Origin of the sequence: Micromonospora chalcea (genome assembly GCF_028768405.1) — a bacterium.
Classification (GTDB): Bacteria; Actinomycetota; Actinomycetes; order Mycobacteriales; family Micromonosporaceae; genus Micromonospora; species Micromonospora chalcea.
This window is the reverse complement of record NZ_CP118233.1, coordinates 1,373,996-1,390,758: the sequence shown is the minus strand read 5'-3', so window position 1 is coordinate 1,390,758 and position 16,763 is coordinate 1,373,996. Positions and strand designations below refer to the sequence as shown.

Sequence of the window (16,763 nt, the reverse complement as noted above, 5' to 3'; positions counted from 1 at the left end):
CGCCCCCGGTCAGGGGACGATGACCGCCCGCCCGTGCACGTCGCCCCGGCGCAGCGCCTCGTACGCCTGCGGCGCCTCCGCGAGCGGGAACGTCTGCACGTCGGCGTGCAGCCGGCCGTCGTGGGCCAGCGCGATCACCTCGTGCAGTTCGGCCCGGGTGCCCCAGAACGGCACCGCCACAGCGGCCTCGAACGGCACGGGCGGCGGCTCGTCGGCGACCGGCCGGATCGGCAGCGTACCGCCGGCCAGGCCGACCAGCAGCAGCTGACCGCCGGTGGCGACGACCTGCCGGGCGGTGTCCAGGGTCGCCTGCGCGCCGACGAAGTCGAGCACCACGTCCGCGCCGTCCGGGGCCGGCCCGACCAGCTCACGGATCTTCTCCACCGCGTCCGGGCCGGCCTGCACCACGTGGTGCGCGCCGAGCCGGCCGGCCAGGTCCAGCGCCGCGGTGCTGGTGTCCACCGCGACGATCCGTACCGCTGTGGTGGCGAGCAGGATCTGCAACCCCATGTGCCCCAGCCCGCCGATGCCGATCACCACGCAGGTGGTGCCGGGCCGCAGCCGGGGCCGGGCCAGCTCCACCGCGTGGTACGGCGTCAGCCCGGCGTCGGTGAGCGGCGCGGCCTGGGTCAGGTCCATGTCGCCGACCGGCAGCAGCCGGGACGCGGGAACCACGACGTACTCGGCGAGCCCGCCGTCGCGGCTGAGCCCGACGCCGCCGACCGGGGTTACCCGGCAGCGGTTCTCCTCGCCCCGCAGGCAGGCCCGGCACCGGCCGCAGCCGATGATCCCGTAGACCGCGGCCCGTTCTCCGGGCGACCAGCCGACCACCCCGGCGCCGACCGTGTCGACGGTGCCGGCGATCTCGTGCCCCAGCGTCATCGGGATCGGGAACACGCCGGCCGGAGCGTCGAGGATGTGCAGGTCGGAGTGGCAGGCGCCGACCGCGCCGACGCGCAGCAGCACCTCACCGGGGCCGGCCTCGGGCGTGGGCACCTCCGTGTGCTCCAGCACCCCGGGCGCTGTCATCCGTACTGCGCGCATGTCTCCTCCACCTCGTCGCCGACGGTCGTCGCGGCGGCATACCCCTGCCGTGGTGGTTGATGCGCCGGCGGGACGGGCGGGCGCACAATGCGGTCATGAGTGAGCCGGCCGAGTCGTTCACCGACGAGGAGTACGCGTTCCTGCGGCACGTCCGCTTCGGCGAACTGCCGGCCCGGGTACGCCCCGAGGAGCTGACGCGCTCCGTGGAGACCGAGACCCCGCCGGACCGGCCGGACCCGGTCGGCGGGGAGTCGGAGTGGCACCTGCGCGCGTGCGGCTGACGGGGCCCGGGCACCGGCCCGGGCCCCGTCGCCGCAGGGTCAGAAGACCGGCACGCCGTCGCGCACCAGCTTCCAGTTGGGTACGAAGAAGTCGGCCGGGTCGATGACGCCCTTGGCCTGCGCCCAGTCGATGAGCAGCTGGCGGATCTCCTGCTGGGCGTTGTAGACCTGGGTCTTCACGATGCCCGGGAAGTTGCCGCCGCCGCTGCGCCGGTAGTTGTTCACCGCCACCACGAACCGGGCGTCCGCCGCGACCGGGGTGTCGGTGCCGGCCAGCACCAGCCGGGTGATCCGCTGGCCGACCGGCTTGGCGATGTCGATGTCGTAGTCGACGCCGGAGAACACGTCGTAGTTGTAGTCCGGCACCGCCGGGTCGCTGATCGTCTCCGGGTTCACCGGCGCGCCCGCCGGCAGCGTGACGAAGTACTTCGCCGAGTACTCCAGGTACGCCTTCACCTCGGCGCCGGTCAGCACGACCGCCTCCAGCGTGTTGTCGTACACGTAGAGGCCCGCCACGTCGCGGATGCGCACGTCGCCCTGCGGGAACACCGCGGTACGGCTGAACGGCGCGGCGATGGACAGCACCGGCAGGCCCGCGTACTCGCCGCCCGCGAGCGCCTCGGTGACGACCTCGGTCTGGACGTGGTTGATGAAGTCCAGGATCGGGGTGTCCTTGTACCGCGACTCGGCGGCCGACAGCTCCACGCTGGACTGCGCGACGACGCGGTTGACGTACTCGACGGTCTTGGCGTGCTGGCCGCGCACGGCCGCGAGCACCGCCGGGTCCTCGACCACGGTGTTGGTGTTGAGCGTGGTGGCCGACTTGGCGGTGACCTTCCAGCGGCCCTTCTCCCGGGTCAGCGTGAAGTCCATCCGGGTCAGCCGCTGGCCCCACTTCGACGGCTCCGAGGTGAGGACCCGCTCGCCGGTGGTGAGGTTGGTGACGAACTTCTCCGGCACCTCGTTGTGCGCGTGGCCGAACAGGATCGCGTCGATGCCGGGCACCTGCTCGGCGATCAGCGCGGTCGGGTTCTCGTTCGGCAGCTCCGGGCCGTAGCTGGAGGTGCCGCTGTCGCCGCCGTGCGCCGAGATGACGACCAGGTCGGCGCCGCGGCGGCGCATCTCCGGCACCCACTTCGCGGCGGTGGCGACCATGTCGGCGAAGACCAGGCGGCCCTCGACGTTGCCCTTGTCCCAGATGGCCACGCCGGGGTTGGTCAGGCCGAGGATGCCCACGCGCAGCTTCGGCGCGCCGTGCCCGCCGAGCTTGACCTCCTTGATCACGTACGGGAGGAACGCCGGCTTGCCGGTCTTCGCGTTGAGCGCGTTCGCGGCCAGGGCCGGGAAGCCGAGCTGCTCGATCCAGGTGGCCAGCAGCGGCAGGCCGTAGTTGAACTCGTGGTTGCCGAGCGTCACCGCGTCGTACTTGAGGATGTTCATGGCGCGGGCCATCGGGTGCGTCTCACCGGTGCTGGTGATCGGCTCCTGCTTGGCGTAGTACGTCGCAAGCGGCGTGCCCTGGATGGTGTCGCCGGCGTCGAGGACCAGCGTGGCCCTGCCCTTGCGCTCGGCGCGGATCTGGTTGACCAGGGTGGCGAGCTTCGCGACGCCGACGTCGTTCTGCTTGCTGTCGTCGAACTCCGCGTCCTTGTAGTAATCCCAGTTGTAGACGTTGCCGTGGGTGTCGGACGTACCGAGGATCGTCAGGTCCCAGGTCTTCGGCTGCTTCGGCTTCGCCTCGGCGGGCGCGCCGGCCAGCAGGGGAGCGGTCGCGGCGGCGGCCGCGACGGCCAGCACCTGGCGCCGGGAGGCGCCGGAGGAGGAAGTCATGAGGTGCCTTTCCAATGGGGGGTACGCGCCTCGTGGGCGCCGTTGCGCACCATAACCACCACATGTCGCGTGCGCCACACCGGCCCGTTTTGTTTCCCCTACGGTCACGGTGCTGCTGTTTCCCCTCCGGTCACCGGGGTAGGGGCGCAGACATGAGCGAGGACCAGTTCACCCAGCAGCACCCGGCCGAGCAGTACGGACAGCGTGAGGGACAGCCGTCGCAACAGCAGACGCCGCCCGGCAACGAGCAGGAGATGGGGCCGAAGCCCGACCACGGCGAGCAGTCGTACCGGGGCAGCGACCGGCTCACCGGCAAGCGCGCGATCATCACCGGCGGCGACTCCGGCATCGGGCGGGCCGTGGCGATCGCCTTCGCCCGCGAGGGCGCCGACGTGCTCGTCACCTACCTCGCCGACGAGGAGGAGAAGGACGCCCGGGAGACGGTCGCCCTGATCGAGCAGGCCGGGCGCACCGGCGTCGCGGTCCGGTGCGACCTGCGCGAGGAGGCCAACTGCCGTGCCCTCGTCGACCAGGCGATGCGCGACCTCGGCGGCGTCGACATCCTGGTCAACAACGCGGCGTACCAGATGTCGCAGGACAACGGCCTGCTCGACATCACCACCGAGCAGTTCGACCGGGTGTTCAAGACCAACGTGTACGCCATGTTCTGGCTCTGCAAGTTCGCCGTGCCGCACATGAAGGAAGGCTCGACGATCATCAACACGTCGTCGATCCAGGCGTTCGACCCGTCGCCGCAGCTGCTCGACTACGCCACCACCAAGGCCGCCATCGCGAACTTCACCAAGGCGCTCGCGCAGAACCTCGCCGAGCGGGGCATCCGGGTCAACGCGGTCGCGCCCGGTCCGATCTGGACGCCGCTGATCCCGGCCACCATGCCGGAGGAGAAGGTGAAGCAGTTCGGCACCGACACGCCGCTGGGCCGTCCCGGTCAGCCGGCCGAGCTGGCGCCCGCGTACGTCTACTTCGCCTCCCAGGAGTCCAGCTACGTCACCGGCGAGATCCTCGGCGTCACGGGCGGCCGCCCGACGAAGTGAGCGTCCGGTCCGGCTGCGTCTCTGGTCCCGGCTCGCCCATCCGGCCGGTCCGGCTTGTCCCGGCTCGGTCGTCTGGTCCGGTGCGACTCGGGCGTCTGTCCGTCCGGCGCGGCGCGGCGGGGTCGTCTGGTTCCGTTGCTCAGCGGGGCCAGACGGCCATCCGGCGGCGCACCTCGGCGATGCGCGGCGCGTCCAGGCCGTAGCGGGTGAACCGCCGGTCGGCCAGCCCGTCCAGGTAGCGGCCGGCGGCGCGCACGTCCTCGTCGTCCAGCGCCGGGTCCACCTGCCGGGCCAGCTCCAGCAGCTCCGCGACCGTGTACCGGTCCAGCGCGGCGGAGACGTCGATGTAGTCGCGTACCTCCCGCCGGTTCACCAGCGCGGCGGTCTTGTTGGCGATCAGGTCCCGCACGTCCATCACCGGGCCGAAGTCCATCACCACCGGGCTGCGGTGCCGGTCCAGGCGGGCCAGGCTGAGGCGGATCTGCCGGCCGTCCCGGCTCACCACGAAGTCCCGCAGGTCCCGGTCGAAGCCGTCGAACACCTCGCCCAGCCCGCCCGGATCCGCCTCGGCCACCTGGTAGCCGGCCCGTTCCAGTGCCGCGCGTACCCCGTCGGCCGCGGCCGCGGCGGCGCCCTCCACGTCGGCGAACAGGTCGACGTCCTCGGTGGGGCGGGTGACCAGGCCGTGCGCGGCCCAGGCGACACCGCCGCCGAGCACGAACCGGTGCGGGCCGGCGGCGGCGAGCGCCACCCGGGCCACCTCCCGGTAGAAGTCGTGCGGATGGGTCACGCCGGGCGCAGGCTCCGGTGCCGGCCCTCCCAGGCCAGGCGTACGCCCCGGGGCAGGTTCAACAGCGGCCACAACCGGCGCAACGTGCCCCCGTGGATCAGCTCGCGCAGATCCTCCACCCGGGTCGTCTCGCGCAGCACGTTCTCGTACATCCAGAGCAGTTCGTCCGGGTCGGCCAGGTCGAACGCGCGCTCGCTGCTCCACATGAGGCGTACCGGCAGTTCGACGATGCCGGTGGTGGGGCCGGTCAGCTCGTCCAGGGTGCGCGCCACCACGGCGGGTCGCCCGGGCCGGGCGAGGTACGCGTGCGCGGTGGCCGACATGGCATCAGGGTAACCCCAACCCGGCCCATCACCCCCCTCCCTTCCCGCCCTTGTCGCGTCGGGCGGGCCCACCCCAGCCCGTTGATCAAGGAGTTTGTGTCTGCCTCAGGCCTCACGGGTGACCCAAACTCCTTGATCAATGACCGTTCACTGAGGCCTGATCGATCATGAGGTTGGCGGCGACAAAACGGACACGAGGTGCCGTCAACCTCATGATCGACGCTTCCGGGTCACGGGAGGGTGAGCCGGGGTGGCGGGTGGGGTGGGTGTCGGGTTTCGGGGTGGTCGGGGACACCCGGGTGGCGGAATCGGTGGCGGGGCGGGGGCGTTATACCTGGTGAACGACCGCAGCAGCATCCCCCGGCACCCCGGAATGATCCCGGGGCGGCGGTCGTTGGACATGTCTCCGGCCCCCGCAGCCACGGGCAGCGAGCCGGATCCCCCCGAAGACTTCTTGAGCGCCTGACGGTGCCCACGCACTCGCCCCCGGGTGCGTCGACCCCCGAATGGAGCCCCCTCATGAACACGATCCTGCGCAAGAGCATCCTCGGTATCGCCGGTCTGACCGTCGCCGGTGGCCTCGCCGCCGGCCCCCTCAACCACGACACCAGCACCCCCACCACCCGCGACGCCGCGGTCACCACCACCCAGGCCGCCAGCAAGCTCGACAGCGCCGCGCTGATCCCGCACGGCGTGCAGGGCACCCAGTCCCGCATCGACCTCGACGACGAGCAGACCGCCAACGTCAAGGCCATCATCGCGGCGACGAAGAAGGCCGGCATGGACGAACGCGCCGCGGTCGTGTCGATCGCCACCGCCCTGCAGGAGTCGAAGCTGGAGAACCTCGGCCACCTCGGTGACCGCAACGACCACGACTCGCAGGGCCTGTTCCAGCAGCGCCCCTCCTCCGGCTGGGGCACGGTCGAGCAGATCACCGACCCCGAGTACTCGACCATGGCGTTCCTGAAGGGCCTGAAGCAGGTCGACGGCTGGCGCGACATGCCGCTGACCGTCGCCGCCCAGACCGTCCAGGTCTCCGCGTACCCCGACCACTACGCCCAGTGGGAGCAGCAGGCCGCCGACCTGGTCGCCGAGCACTGGAACAGCTGACCCGGCGGTGACCGGGGTCACGAGGAACGAGCGGAAGAACCGTGACCCCGGTACCGTTGTGCAGAGCGTCGGTGTGTCCAGTGTCCCCGGGCCTCACCTAAATTGCCTTCGCGGAATACCGTTCGGCTGGAGCCGCGTCGCGCCACTCGCCGAGAGGCGACATGCACACCGACGCCCAGAGCCGCCCCGGCCGAATGGCCGGGGCGGCTCTGTCTGTGGGCTCGACTCGCACGCCTCCGGCGGCTGGCCTAGGGTGAGAAGGAAGAGGTGAGAGCCGTTCTCGACGCGGAGGGGGTGCCCGGGTGGGTCTGAAGACCTTCATCCAGGGGTGGCCGGTCTACCGGCAACTCACCGGCACCGATCCGCTCGGTCGCGGCGCCGCCGCCCAGTCGGCGCGCTCCGCCGCGCTGACCGCCCGCACCGAGACCGCCGACGGCATGGCCCGCTCGGTCTGCCCGTACTGCGCGGTCGGCTGCGGGCAGCGCGTCTTCCACTCCGACGGCAAGGTCACCCAGATCGAGGGCGACCCGGACAGCCCGATCTCGCGCGGCCGGCTCTGCCCGAAGGGCTCGGCCAGCAAGAGCCTGGTGACCAGCCCGCTGCGCCAGACGAAGGTCCGCTACCGCCGGCCGTACGCGACCGAGTGGGAAGACCTGGACCTCGACGTCGCGCTCGACATGATCGCCGACCGGATCCTCGCCGCCCGCGCGGAGACCTGGGAGGACGTCGACGACGAGGGTCGTCCGCTGAACCGGACGCTCGGCATCTCCAGCCTCGGCGGCGCGACGCTGGACAACGAGGAGAACTACCTCATCAAGAAGCTGTTCACCGCGATGGGGGCACTCCAGATCGAGAACCAGGCCCGTATTTGACACTCCGCCACCGTCCCCGGTCTGGGGACCAGCTTCGGTCGCGGCGGCGCCACGGACTTCCAGCAGGATCTCGCCAACGCTGACGTCATCATCATCCAGGGCTCGAACATGGCCGAGGCCCACCCGGTGGGTTTCCAGTGGGTGATGGAGGCGAAGAAGCGCGGCGCGAAGGTCTTCCACGTCGACCCGCGGTTCACTCGCACCAGCGCGCTCGCCGACACGTACCTGCCGATCCGGGCGGGCACGGACATCGCGCTGCTCGGCGGCGTGGTGCGCTACATCCTGGACAACGAGCTGGACTTCCGGGAGTACGTGCTGGCGTACACCAACGCGGCCAACATCGTCAGCGAGCGGTTCGCCGACACCGAGGACCTGGACGGCCTGTTCTCCGGCTACAACCCGGACACCGGCTCCTACGACCACGCCAGCTGGCAGTACGAGGGCCAGGAGGACAACGCCAAGATCCGGGGTACCGGCAAGGAGCGTGACTCGGCTTCCGGGCTGGAGCACGAGTCGCACGGCGAGCCGGTGCCGGCGCAGGCCCCGCGGGACGAGACGTTGCAGCATCCGCGCTGCGTCTACCAGATCCTGAAGCGGCACTTCTCCCGCTACACGCCGGAGATGGTGGCCCGCGTGTGCGGCATCCCGGAGGAGAAATTCCTCGAGCTGGCGCGTGCCTGGACGGAGAACTCGGGGCGGGAGCGCACCGGCGCGCTCGTCTACTCGGTCGGCTGGACGCAGCACAGCGTGGGCGTGCAGTACATCCGCACCGGCTCGATCATCCAGACGCTGCTGGGCAACATGGGCCGTCCGGGCGGTGGCATCCTGGCGCTGCGCGGTCACGCCAGCATCCAGGGCTCCACCGACATCCCGACGCTGTTCAACCTGCTGCCCGGCTACCTGCCGATGCCGCACCACGCCGACCACCCGACGTTCGACAGGTGGGTGGACAGCATCCGGCACCCGGGCCAGAAGGGCTTCTGGGGCAACTCGCGGGCGTTCGCGGCGAGCCTGCTCAAGGCGTACTGGGGTGACGCGGCGACGCCGGAGAACGACTTCTGCTACGGCTACATGCCCCGGATGACCGGCGACCACGGCACGTACCAGCAGGTCCTGAACATGATCGACGGCAAGGTGAAGGGCTATTTCCTGCTCGGCCAGAACCCGGCGGTCGGCTCGGCGCACGGCCGCGCCCAGCGCCTCGGCATGGCCAACCTCGACTGGCTCGTGGTCCGCGACCTGTTCATGATCGAGAGCGCCACGTTCTGGAAGAACGGCCCGGAGGTCGCCACCGGTGAGATCGTGCCGGAGGAGTGCCGTACCGAGGTGTTCTTCCTGCCGGCGGCCTCGCACGTGGAGAAGGAGGGCACGTTCACCCAGACGCAGCGGCTGCTGCAGTGGCGGGAGAAGGCCGTCGACCCGCCGGGCGACGCCCGCTCCGAGCTGTGGTTCTTCTACCACCTCGGCCGCGTGCTGCGGGAGAAGCTGGCCGGCTCCACCGAGCGCCGCGACCGGGCGCTGCTGGACCTGGCCTGGGACTACCCCACGCACGGTCCGCACGCGGAGCCGAGCGCCGAGGCGGTGCTCAAGGAGATCAACGGGTACGAGGTGGCGACCGGCCGCCCGCTGAACGCGTTCGGCGAGGCCCGCGACGACGGCTCGACGGCGATCGGCTGCTGGATCTACTCCGGCGTCTACGCCGACGGGGTGAACCAGGCGGCCCGCCGCCGGTCCCGCCACGAGCAGGACTGGGTGGCCGCCGAGTGGGGCTGGGCGTGGCCGGCGAACCGCCGCACGCTCTACAACCGCGCCTCCGCCGACCCCGAGGGCCGGCCGTGGAGCGAGCGCAAGAAGTACGTCTGGTGGGACCCGGATGCCGGCGAGTGGACCGGCTACGACGTGCCGGACTTCGAGAAGACGAAGCCGCCGTCGTACCGGCCGCCGGAGGGCGCCTCCGGGCCGGCCGCGCTCGCCGGTGACGACCCGTTCGTCATGCAGGGCGACGGCAAGGCGTGGCTGTACGCGCCGAGCGGCGTCCTGGACGGCCCGCTGCCGACGCACTACGAGCCGGCCGAGTCGCCGATGCGCAACCCGCTCTACGGTCAGCAGGCCAACCCGACCCGCAAGATCTACGAGCACCCGATCAACCGGATGAACCCGAGTCCGCCGGAGCCGCACAGCCAGGTCTTCCCGTACGTGTTCACGGTCAGCCGCCTCACCGAGCACCACACCGCCGGTGGGATGAGCCGTACCGTGCCGCGCCTGGCCGAGCTGCAGCCGGAGATGTTCGTCGAGGTGTCCCCGGAACTGGCCGGCGAGGTCGGGCTGGCGCACCTGGGCTGGGCGCACCTGATCAGCGGCCGCGCGGTGATCGAGGCGCGGGTGCTGGTCACCGACCGGCTCACTCCGCTGCGGGTGGACGGGCGGATCATCCACCAGGTGTGGCTGCCGTACCACTTCGGCACCGAGGGTCTGGTCACCGGCGACTCGGCGAACGACCTGTTCGGCATCACGCTGGACCCGAACGTGCTCATCCAGGAGAGCAAGGTCGGCACCTGCGACATCCGGCCCGGCCGTCGTCCCACCGGTCCGCCGCTGCTGGACCTGGTCGGCGACTACCAGCGGCGGGCCGGGATGACGCCGGACCGGAAGATCCCGCTGGTGACCACCGACGCGGCCGGCGGGGACGACGCCGCCGGCAGCACCGACGAGCAGTCGCCCGCCGCGCACCAGGACGGGGAACCGGATGCCTGACGCCAACAGCCTGTACGGTCCGCTGGACCCGGCCCCCGACGCGGGTTGGGTCGAAGCGCCGCCCCGGATGGGCTTCTTCACCGACACCAGCGTCTGCATCGGCTGCAAGGCGTGCGAGGTGGCCTGCAAGGAGTGGAACGGCGTCCCGGACTCCGGGTTCGACCTGCTCGGCATGTCGTACGACAACACCGGCGCGCTGACCGCGAACTCGTGGCGGCACGTCGCGTTCATCGAGCAGCCCCGGCCGGCCGGGCACCGCACGCCGCCGTTCGCCGGCGACCCGACCGGCCCGGCGACCAGCCCCGCGTCCGCGGCGGTCGGCGCGGGCACGGCCCCCGACACCGGCACGAATCCCGGTCTGCCGCCGGGGCGGCCGGAGGCGGCGGCACGGATGGCGGCCGGTCCGGAGTTCCTCGGCATGCCCGGCGCGCAGCCGCCCGGGCGGGACAGCGGCGCGGAGACCCGCACCGACTTCCGCTGGCTGATGATGTCCGACGTGTGCAAGCACTGCACGCACGCGGCCTGCCTGGACGTGTGCCCGACCGGTTCGCTGTTCCGCACCGAGTTCGGCACGGTGGTGGTGCAGGAGGACATCTGCAACGGCTGCGGCTACTGCATCTCCGCCTGCCCGTACGGCGTGATCGACCAGCGCAAGGGCGACGGCCGGGCGTGGAAGTGCACGCTGTGCTACGACCGGATCGGCGCGGGCATGACGCCCGCCTGCGCGCAGGCGTGCCCGACCGAGTCGATCCAGTACGGCCCGCTCGACGAGCTGCGGGAACGGGCCGCCACGCGGGTCGCCGCGCTGCACGAGCGGGGCGTGCCGGAGGCGCGGCTGTACGGGCACGACCCGACCGACGGCGTGGGCGGCGACGGCGCGTTCTTCCTGCTGCTCGACGAGCCGGAGGTGTACGGGCTGCCGCCGGACCCGGTGGTCACCACCCGGGACCTGCCGAAGATGTGGAAGCGGGCCGGGTTCGCCGCGTTGGCCATGGCGGCGGCTGCCGTCGCCGCGTTCGTCGGAGGATCGTCGTGAGCCCGGACCGCCCGGTCGGTGACCTGTTCCGCCGCTTCCGCGAGCGCCTGTCCACGGGACCGGAGGACCGCGGCGCCGCCGAGCGGGAGAACGGCAGCCGGGCCACCGCGGCCGGTCCCGGCGTGGGACGCACCGACGAGGGTTCCCGCGACGCGCGGCTGGCCCCGCACCCGCCCCGCGACGCGGCCCCGCGCCGGCGCGGCAAGGGTGGTGGTGAGCAGCTCAACGTCCCGCCGGCCGAGTTCACCTCCTACTACGGCCGGCCCGTCCTCAAGCCGCCGGTGTGGCGGTGGGACATCGCCGCGTACCTGTTCACCGGCGGTCTCGCCGCCGGCTCGTCGCTGCTGGCCGCGGGCGGGCAGCTCACCGGCCGCCCGGCGCTGCGCCGCGCCGGCCGGGTCACCGCCCTGGCGGCGGTGGGCGCGAGCACGTACTTCCTGGTCCACGACCTGGGCCGGCCGTCCCGGTTCCACCACATGCTGCGGGTGGCGAAGGTGACCTCGCCGATGTCGGTGGGCACCTGGATCCTCAGCGTGTTCGGCCCGGCCGCCGGGCTCGCCGCGATCGCCGAGGCGGCCCCGCTGCTGCCCGAGCGCGGCGTGCTGGGGCTCGGCCGCCGGCTGCTGCCCCCGGCCGGGCACACCGCCGGTGTGGTCGCCGCCGTCACCGCGCCCGCGCTGGCCACGTACACCGGGGTGCTGCTGGCGGACACGGCGGTGCCGTCGTGGCACGAGGCGTACCCGGAACTGCCGGCCATCTTCGCGGGCAGCGCGCTGGCCAGCGGCGCCGGTGTCGGGCTGGTGGCCGCGCCCTGCGCCCAGGCCGGTCCGGCGCGGCGCCTCGCGGTCGCGGGCGCGGCGATGGAGCTGTGGGGTTCGCACCGGGTGGAGAACCGGCTCGGGCTGCTCAGCGAGCCCTACACGCAGGGCACACCCGGCAAGCTGCTGCGCGCGGGCCGCGCGCTGACCGCCGCCGGTGTGGTCGGCGCGCTGGTCGGTCGCCGCAGCCGGGTGCTGTCCGCGCTGTCCGGCGGCGCGCTGATCGCCGCGTCGGTGTGCACCCGGTTCGGGATCTTCCACGGCGGCGTCGCCTCCGCGCGCGATCCGCGCTACACGGTGGTGCCGCAGCGCGAACGCGCCGACCGGCGGGCCGCCGACCAGGTCTGACACCTCCCCGGGCGGCCTCCCGTCCGCTGTGGTTGACTGCTGCGTGGAGGCGTTCAGGCGGCTGGTGCCCCTCCCGGTCTTCAAAACCGGTGTGGTCCGGGACCCGGGCCAGGCGGGTTCGATTCCCGTCCGTCTCCGCCAAACCGTTCCCGGGAGTGCGCGATGCGTGAGGTCGACCCGCGACGGCGGGTGCCGCGCACCGACGCGCTGCTCGCCGATCCCGCGCTGGCCGCCGCCGCCGTGACGCTGGGCCGCGACCGGGTCAAGGCCGCGATCGTCAGCGCGCAGGACCGCGCCCGCCGCGGCGAGCTGACCCCCGATCAGGTACGCGATGCGGCGCTCGCCGACCTGCCCGGCCGTACGCCACGCGCCGTGCTCAACGCCACCGGCGTCGTGCTGCACACCAACCTGGGCCGTGCCCCGCTCGCCCCGTCCGCCGTGGACGCGCTCGTAGCCGCCGCCGGGCACACCGACGTGGAGCTGGACCTGCGTACCGGACGGCGGGCGCGGCGCGGCCGGGAGGCGCTGGACGCGCTCGCCGCCGCCGTGCCCGACGCCGGGGCGGTGCACGTGGTGAACAACGGCGCCGCCGCGCTGGCGCTGGCCGCGACCGCGCTCGCCGCCGGCCGGGAGATCGTGGTCAGCCGCGGTGAGCTGGTCGAGATCGGCGACGGGTTCCGCCTGCCCGACCTGCTGGCCAGCACCGGCGCGCGGCTGCGCGAGGTGGGCACCACCAACCGCACCACGCGCGCCGACTACGAAGCCGCGATCGGCGAGCACACCGGGTTCGTGCTGAAGGTGCACCCGTCGAACTTCGTGGTCACCGGCTTCACCTCGGCGGTGCCGGTCGCCGAGCTGGCCACGCTCGGCGTACCGGTGGTGGTCGACATCGGGTCGGGCCTGCTCGCGCCCGACCCGCTGCTGCCCGACGAGCCGGACGCCGCCACCACGCTGCGCGCGGGCGCGCACCTGGTCACCGCCAGCGGCGACAAGCTGCTCGGCGGCCCGCAGGCCGGTCTGCTGCTCGGCGACGCCGACCTGGTGCACCGGCTGCGCCGGCACCCGCTCGCGCGGGCGCTGCGCGTCGACAAGCTCACCCTCGCCGCGCTCGCCGCCACCCTGTACGCCCCGACCACGCCCACCCGCGACGCGCTGCACGCCGACCCGGTCCGGCTGCGGGAGCGGGTGGAGCGGCTGCGTGACCGGCTCGGTGAGGACGGCTGCAAGGCCGAGGTGGTGCCCAGCGCGGCAGTCGTCGGCGGCGGCGGGGCGCCCGGCGTGGAGCTGGACTCGTGGGCGCTGAGCCTGCCCGAGCGGTACGCCGAGCCGCTGCGCGCCGGCGACCCGGCGGTCCTCGGACGGGTGCTGCAGGGCCGGCTCCTGCTGGACCTGCGCGCCGTGCCGGAGGGCGCCGACGACCGGGTCCGTGTGGCCGTGCTGAGCGTGGAGGACTGACCGGCATGTGGGTGGTGGCCACCGCCGGGCACGTCGACCACGGCAAGTCGACGCTGGTGCGGGCGCTGACCGGGATGGAACCGGACCGGTGGGCGGAGGAACGCCGCCGGGGCATGACCATCGACCTCGGCTTCGCCTGGACCACGCTGCCCTCCGGCGGCACCGTCGCCTTCGTCGACGTACCGGGGCACGAGCGGTTCGTGCCGAACATGCTCGCCGGTGTCGGCCCGGTCCCGGCCGCGCTGATCGTGGTGGCCGCCGACGAGGGCTGGATGCCGCAGTCCGCCGAGCACCTGGCCGCGCTGGACGCGCTGGGTGTGTCGTACGGGCTGCTGGCGGTGACCCGCGCGGACCTCGCCGACCCAGGGCCGGCGACGGCGCGGGCCCGCACGGAGATCGCCGCGACGTCGCTGGGCGAGGTGGAGGCGGTGCCGGTCTCCGCGGTCACCGGCGCCGGACTGCCCGAGCTGCGCGCCGCCCTGGACCGCCTGACCGCCCGGCTGCCCGACCCGGCCGCTGACGCGCCGGTGCGGCTCTGGGTGGACCGCGCGTTCACGGTACGCGGCAGCGGCACCGTGGTCACCGGCACGCTCGGCGGCGGCCGGCTGCGCGTCGGCGACGAACTGGAGCTGGCCGGCACCGGCGAGGCGGTGCGGGTACGCGGACTGCACTCCCTCGGCGCCGCGCACACCGCCGTCGAGGCGGTGGCCCGGGTCGCGGTGAACCTGCGCGGCCTGCCCCGGGACCGCGTCGGGCGCGGCGACGCGCTGCTCACACCCGGCCGGTTCGGGCGTACCGACCTGCTCGACGTGCGCCTGTCCGGCGACCCGGCCGCCGACCTGCCGGCCACGCTCATGCTGCACGCCGGCTCGGCGGCGGTGCCTGCCCGGGTCCGGCCGCTGGGCCCGGACACGGTCCGGCTGCGCCTGGCCCGGCCGCTGCCGCTGCTCATCGGGGACCGGGCGCTGCTGCGTGACCCCGGCCGGCACCACGTCTGCGGTGGCGTCACGGTGCTGGACGTGGACCCGCCGCCGCTGCGCCGCCGGGGCGCGGCAGCGGCCCGCGCGGCCGTGCTCGCCGGGCTGGACGGGCGCCCGGACCTGCACGGGGAGCTGCGCCGGCGGCTGCTGATCCGGGCCGGGGACCTGACCCGGATGGGCGTGCCGCCGACCGCGACGCCGGTGGCCGGGCAGTGGCTGGCCGACCCGGAGCACTGGCGGGACCTGGGCCGCCGCCTCACCGAGGAGGTGACCCGGTACACCGCCGAGCATCCGCTCGCCGCGGGCGTACCGGTCGACGTGCTGCGGCACCGGCTCGACCTGCCCGACCGCGCGCTGGTCACGGCGCTGCTGCGCCCGCCGCTGCGGCTGCGCGACGGCCTGGTCACCGCCGCCGGGCAGCACACGCTGCCCGATCCGGTGGCGCGGGCGGTGGACCGGGTCCGGGCCGAGTACGGCGACCGACCGTTCCAGGCGCCCGAGGCGCACCACCTGGCCGACCTCGGGCTCGGCCCCCGCGAGATCGGCGCCGCCGTCCGGGCCGGCGCGCTGCTGAAGCTCGCCGAGAACGTGGTGCTGCTCCCCGGCGCCCCGGACGACGCGGTACGCGTGCTGGCCGGGCTGCCGCAGCCGTTCACGCTCAGCGCCGCCCGGCAGGCGCTCGGCACCACCCGCCGGGTGGCGGTGCCGCTGCTGGAGCTGCTGGACCGGCGCGGCGCCACCCGGCGGCTGCCCGACGACGCCCGCGAGGTGCTCCGCCCGCCGGGCTGACGCAACAGGCGTCGCCCGCCCGCTCCGGTCACCTACCGTGACGCCATGGACCCTTCCGCGGTCTGGCGGGACAAGAACCACAAGTGGCGGATCGAGGCGTACCGCGCACCGGACCTGAGGTTCGCCATCTACGCCACGAACGGCCCCACCGAGTCGGCGCCGCTGTGGCTGTTCGGGATGGCCGCGCTGGCCCGCTGGCTGATGACCCACGCGATCTCCCTGGACGACCTGGAGACGGACTGACACCCGGACGGGGGACGGCCGCCCGATCCCCGCCCCGGGCGGCGCCGCCGGTCGTACGGTGCGGGCGTGAAGGACAGGGGACTGCGTACGTTCATCACCGTGCTGGCCGGACTGGCCGTGATCTACTTCGGCTTCTCGGGAAGCCGCGACAGCGGCGGGGAGGGCGGCGTCTCCGGCGGTGTGGTGCTGCTCGCGCTGCTCGCCGCGCTGCTGGCCTGGAACCTGACCAAGCCCGGGCCGGCCAAGTAGCGCTCTCAGCGCGCCGTGGCGGCGCTGCGGCTCACCTCGCCGGCCGACTCCTCGCCCAGCGCCACCCGCACCAGCGCCGACGCCAGCCGCCCGAAGTCGGCCTCGCCGACCAGCCCGACCAGGTCGCCGGGGCTCGCCGGCAGGCCCAGCCGTTTCGCCCCGGCCAGCGTGCGCCGGTCGGCGTACGGGCGCACGTCCGGCCACACCGACTGCGCCTCGCGCAGGAAGATGTCCGCCCCGGTGGGGCCGATGCCGGGGAACTCGGTGAGAAACCGGCGCAGCGCGGCCCGGTCGGCGCCGGCTTCCTGGTGCAGCCGGCGCAGGTCGCCGTGCCAGCGGTCCAGGCAGAGCCGGGCGCCGGTGCCGAGCATGGTCGCGGTCCGCTCGTCGTAGCGCCGGTAGTGGCCCCGGCCCAGCGCGTCGACCCGGTCCTGCCAGCTCGCCGCCTCCATCGTCTGCGGGGTGCGGTAACCGGCGGCGAACAGCTCCCGGGCGGCGGCCACCGCCACCGACGCCCGGATCCGGGTGCTCAGCAGCGTGGTGAGCACCAGCAGCTGGTAGAGCGGGCCGGGCCGGTCGGCGAGGGTGATCCCCGCCTCCTCCGCGTACGTGCGGGACTGCCGGTCCAGCAGAGCGCGCGCGACGTTGCGATCGTCTGGCATCCATCCGGCTTACCCGTCCCGGCCCCGGCCAGACCCCCGCGCCGATCCGGAATGCGCCGGGCGGCGACGGGTACGCCTGTCTGGTGCGCGGCCGACGGCCGTGCGCCCCACCGGGAAGGAGAGA

General features: G+C 73.6%; 15 protein-coding genes and 1 tRNA gene. 11 read left to right on the top strand and 5 right to left on the bottom strand.

What is annotated here, in order from left to right; all coding sequences use genetic code 11:
• Positions 1-9: 9 nt before the first annotated feature.
• A complete protein-coding gene (locus PVK74_RS06505) occupies positions 10-1,044 on the bottom strand; it encodes an NAD(P)-dependent alcohol dehydrogenase (RefSeq protein ID WP_274478485.1) in 1,035 nt (344 codons plus the stop codon).
• Between the two features lie 95 nt (positions 1,045-1,139).
• Between PVK74_RS06505 and PVK74_RS06500 the strand changes: the two genes are divergently transcribed.
• On the top strand, positions 1,140-1,325 hold the full coding sequence (locus tag PVK74_RS06500; protein ID WP_274478483.1) for a hypothetical protein: 186 nt from the start codon (positions 1,140-1,142) through the stop codon (positions 1,323-1,325).
• Between the two features lie 39 nt (positions 1,326-1,364).
• Here PVK74_RS06500 and PVK74_RS06495 read toward each other — a convergent pair whose 3' ends face one another.
• Positions 1,365-3,155, bottom strand: coding sequence for a bifunctional metallophosphatase/5'-nucleotidase (locus PVK74_RS06495; protein WP_274478481.1), 1,791 nt, complete (start codon positions 3,153-3,155; stop codon positions 1,365-1,367).
• 152 nt (positions 3,156-3,307) lie between these two features.
• Here PVK74_RS06495 and PVK74_RS06490 point away from each other — a divergent pair, with 152 nt between their 5' ends.
• Positions 3,308-4,210 carry an SDR family oxidoreductase gene (locus PVK74_RS06490; protein WP_064445930.1) on the top strand — a complete coding sequence of 301 codons (903 nt, stop codon included), beginning with the start codon at positions 3,308-3,310 and terminating at the stop codon, positions 4,208-4,210.
• A 139-nt stretch (positions 4,211-4,349) separates the two neighbouring features.
• On the opposite strand, the gene PVK74_RS06485 is transcribed toward PVK74_RS06490, so the two are convergent.
• Complete coding sequence (locus tag PVK74_RS06485; protein ID WP_069089624.1) at positions 4,350-5,000, bottom strand: nucleotidyl transferase AbiEii/AbiGii toxin family protein; 651 nt, start codon at positions 4,998-5,000, stop codon at positions 4,350-4,352.
• Positions 4,997-5,323, bottom strand: coding sequence for a hypothetical protein (locus tag PVK74_RS06480; protein WP_043323958.1), 327 nt, complete (start codon positions 5,321-5,323; stop codon positions 4,997-4,999). The genes PVK74_RS06485 and PVK74_RS06480 overlap by 4 nt, the downstream gene beginning before the upstream one ends.
• 519 nt (positions 5,324-5,842) lie before the next feature.
• On the opposite strand from PVK74_RS06480, the gene PVK74_RS06475 reads away from it, so the two are divergent.
• The 9 genes from PVK74_RS06475 to PVK74_RS06435 all read left to right on the top strand — a co-directional run bounded on the left by PVK74_RS06475 (position 5,843) and on the right by PVK74_RS06435 (position 15,977).
• Entirely contained in the window at positions 5,843-6,433 is a 591-nt protein-coding gene (locus PVK74_RS06475) for a hypothetical protein (RefSeq protein WP_274478478.1), read from the top strand.
• A 302-nt stretch (positions 6,434-6,735) separates the two neighbouring features.
• Positions 6,736-10,059 (top strand): formate dehydrogenase, encoded by a 3,324-nt coding sequence (gene fdh, locus PVK74_RS06470; RefSeq protein ID WP_274478477.1) that lies wholly within the window; start codon positions 6,736-6,738, stop codon positions 10,057-10,059.
• Complete coding sequence (locus tag PVK74_RS06465; protein ID WP_043323965.1) at positions 10,052-11,095, top strand: 4Fe-4S dicluster domain-containing protein; 1,044 nt, start codon at positions 10,052-10,054, stop codon at positions 11,093-11,095. Before fdh ends, PVK74_RS06465 begins: the two co-directional genes overlap by 8 nt.
• On the top strand, positions 11,092-12,261 hold the full coding sequence (gene nrfD / locus PVK74_RS06460) for an NrfD/PsrC family molybdoenzyme membrane anchor subunit (RefSeq protein ID WP_274478476.1): 1,170 nt from the start codon (positions 11,092-11,094) through the stop codon (positions 12,259-12,261). The genes PVK74_RS06465 and nrfD overlap by 4 nt, the downstream gene beginning before the upstream one ends.
• 45 nt (positions 12,262-12,306) lie before the next feature.
• Positions 12,307-12,402, top strand: a tRNA-Sec gene (locus PVK74_RS06455).
• Positions 12,403-12,423: 21 nt separating this feature from the next.
• Complete coding sequence (gene selA / locus PVK74_RS06450) at positions 12,424-13,716, top strand: L-seryl-tRNA(Sec) selenium transferase (RefSeq protein ID WP_104115415.1); 1,293 nt, start codon at positions 12,424-12,426, stop codon at positions 13,714-13,716.
• Between the two features lie 5 nt (positions 13,717-13,721).
• Complete coding sequence (gene selB, locus PVK74_RS06445; RefSeq protein ID WP_113974169.1) at positions 13,722-15,485, top strand: selenocysteine-specific translation elongation factor; 1,764 nt, start codon at positions 13,722-13,724, stop codon at positions 15,483-15,485.
• Positions 15,486-15,530: 45 nt separating this feature from the next.
• Positions 15,531-15,728, top strand: coding sequence for a hypothetical protein (locus PVK74_RS06440; RefSeq protein ID WP_030503909.1), 198 nt, complete (start codon positions 15,531-15,533; stop codon positions 15,726-15,728).
• A 66-nt stretch (positions 15,729-15,794) separates the two neighbouring features.
• Complete coding sequence (locus PVK74_RS06435; RefSeq protein WP_043323969.1) at positions 15,795-15,977, top strand: hypothetical protein; 183 nt, start codon at positions 15,795-15,797, stop codon at positions 15,975-15,977.
• Positions 15,978-15,982: 5 nt separating this feature from the next.
• Here the strand turns inward: PVK74_RS06435 and PVK74_RS06430 are convergent, their stop codons facing one another.
• The gene (locus PVK74_RS06430) at positions 15,983-16,639 is read right to left on the bottom strand and encodes a hypothetical protein (protein ID WP_043323971.1); all 657 of its coding nucleotides are present in this window, start codon (positions 16,637-16,639) and stop codon (positions 15,983-15,985) included.
• Positions 16,640-16,763: the final 124 nt, after the last annotated feature.

What these genes read in the sequence shown, in the direction of transcription:
- selA (WP_104115415.1), top strand. Translation starts at nt 12,424, where the DNA reads ATGCGTGAGGTCGACCCGCGACGGCGGGTGCCGCGCACCGACGCGCTG.
- PVK74_RS06500 (WP_274478483.1), top strand. Translation starts at nt 1,140, where the DNA reads ATGAGTGAGCCGGCCGAGTCGTTCACCGACGAGGAGTACGCGTTCCTG.
- PVK74_RS06480 (WP_043323958.1), bottom strand. Translation starts at nt 5,323, where the DNA reads ATGTCGGCCACCGCGCACGCGTACCTCGCCCGGCCCGGGCGACCCGCC.
- PVK74_RS06475 (WP_274478478.1), top strand. Translation starts at nt 5,843, where the DNA reads ATGAACACGATCCTGCGCAAGAGCATCCTCGGTATCGCCGGTCTGACC.
- PVK74_RS06430 (WP_043323971.1), bottom strand. Translation starts at nt 16,639, where the DNA reads ATGCCAGACGATCGCAACGTCGCGCGCGCTCTGCTGGACCGGCAGTCC.
- PVK74_RS06440 (WP_030503909.1), top strand. Translation starts at nt 15,531, where the DNA reads ATGGACCCTTCCGCGGTCTGGCGGGACAAGAACCACAAGTGGCGGATC.
- PVK74_RS06495 (WP_274478481.1), bottom strand. Translation starts at nt 3,155, where the DNA reads ATGACTTCCTCCTCCGGCGCCTCCCGGCGCCAGGTGCTGGCCGTCGCG.
- PVK74_RS06505 (WP_274478485.1), bottom strand. Translation starts at nt 1,044, where the DNA reads ATGCGCGCAGTACGGATGACAGCGCCCGGGGTGCTGGAGCACACGGAG.
- PVK74_RS06465 (WP_043323965.1), top strand. Translation starts at nt 10,052, where the DNA reads ATGCCTGACGCCAACAGCCTGTACGGTCCGCTGGACCCGGCCCCCGAC.
- selB (WP_113974169.1), top strand. Translation starts at nt 13,722, where the DNA reads ATGTGGGTGGTGGCCACCGCCGGGCACGTCGACCACGGCAAGTCGACG.
- PVK74_RS06490 (WP_064445930.1), top strand. Translation starts at nt 3,308, where the DNA reads ATGAGCGAGGACCAGTTCACCCAGCAGCACCCGGCCGAGCAGTACGGA.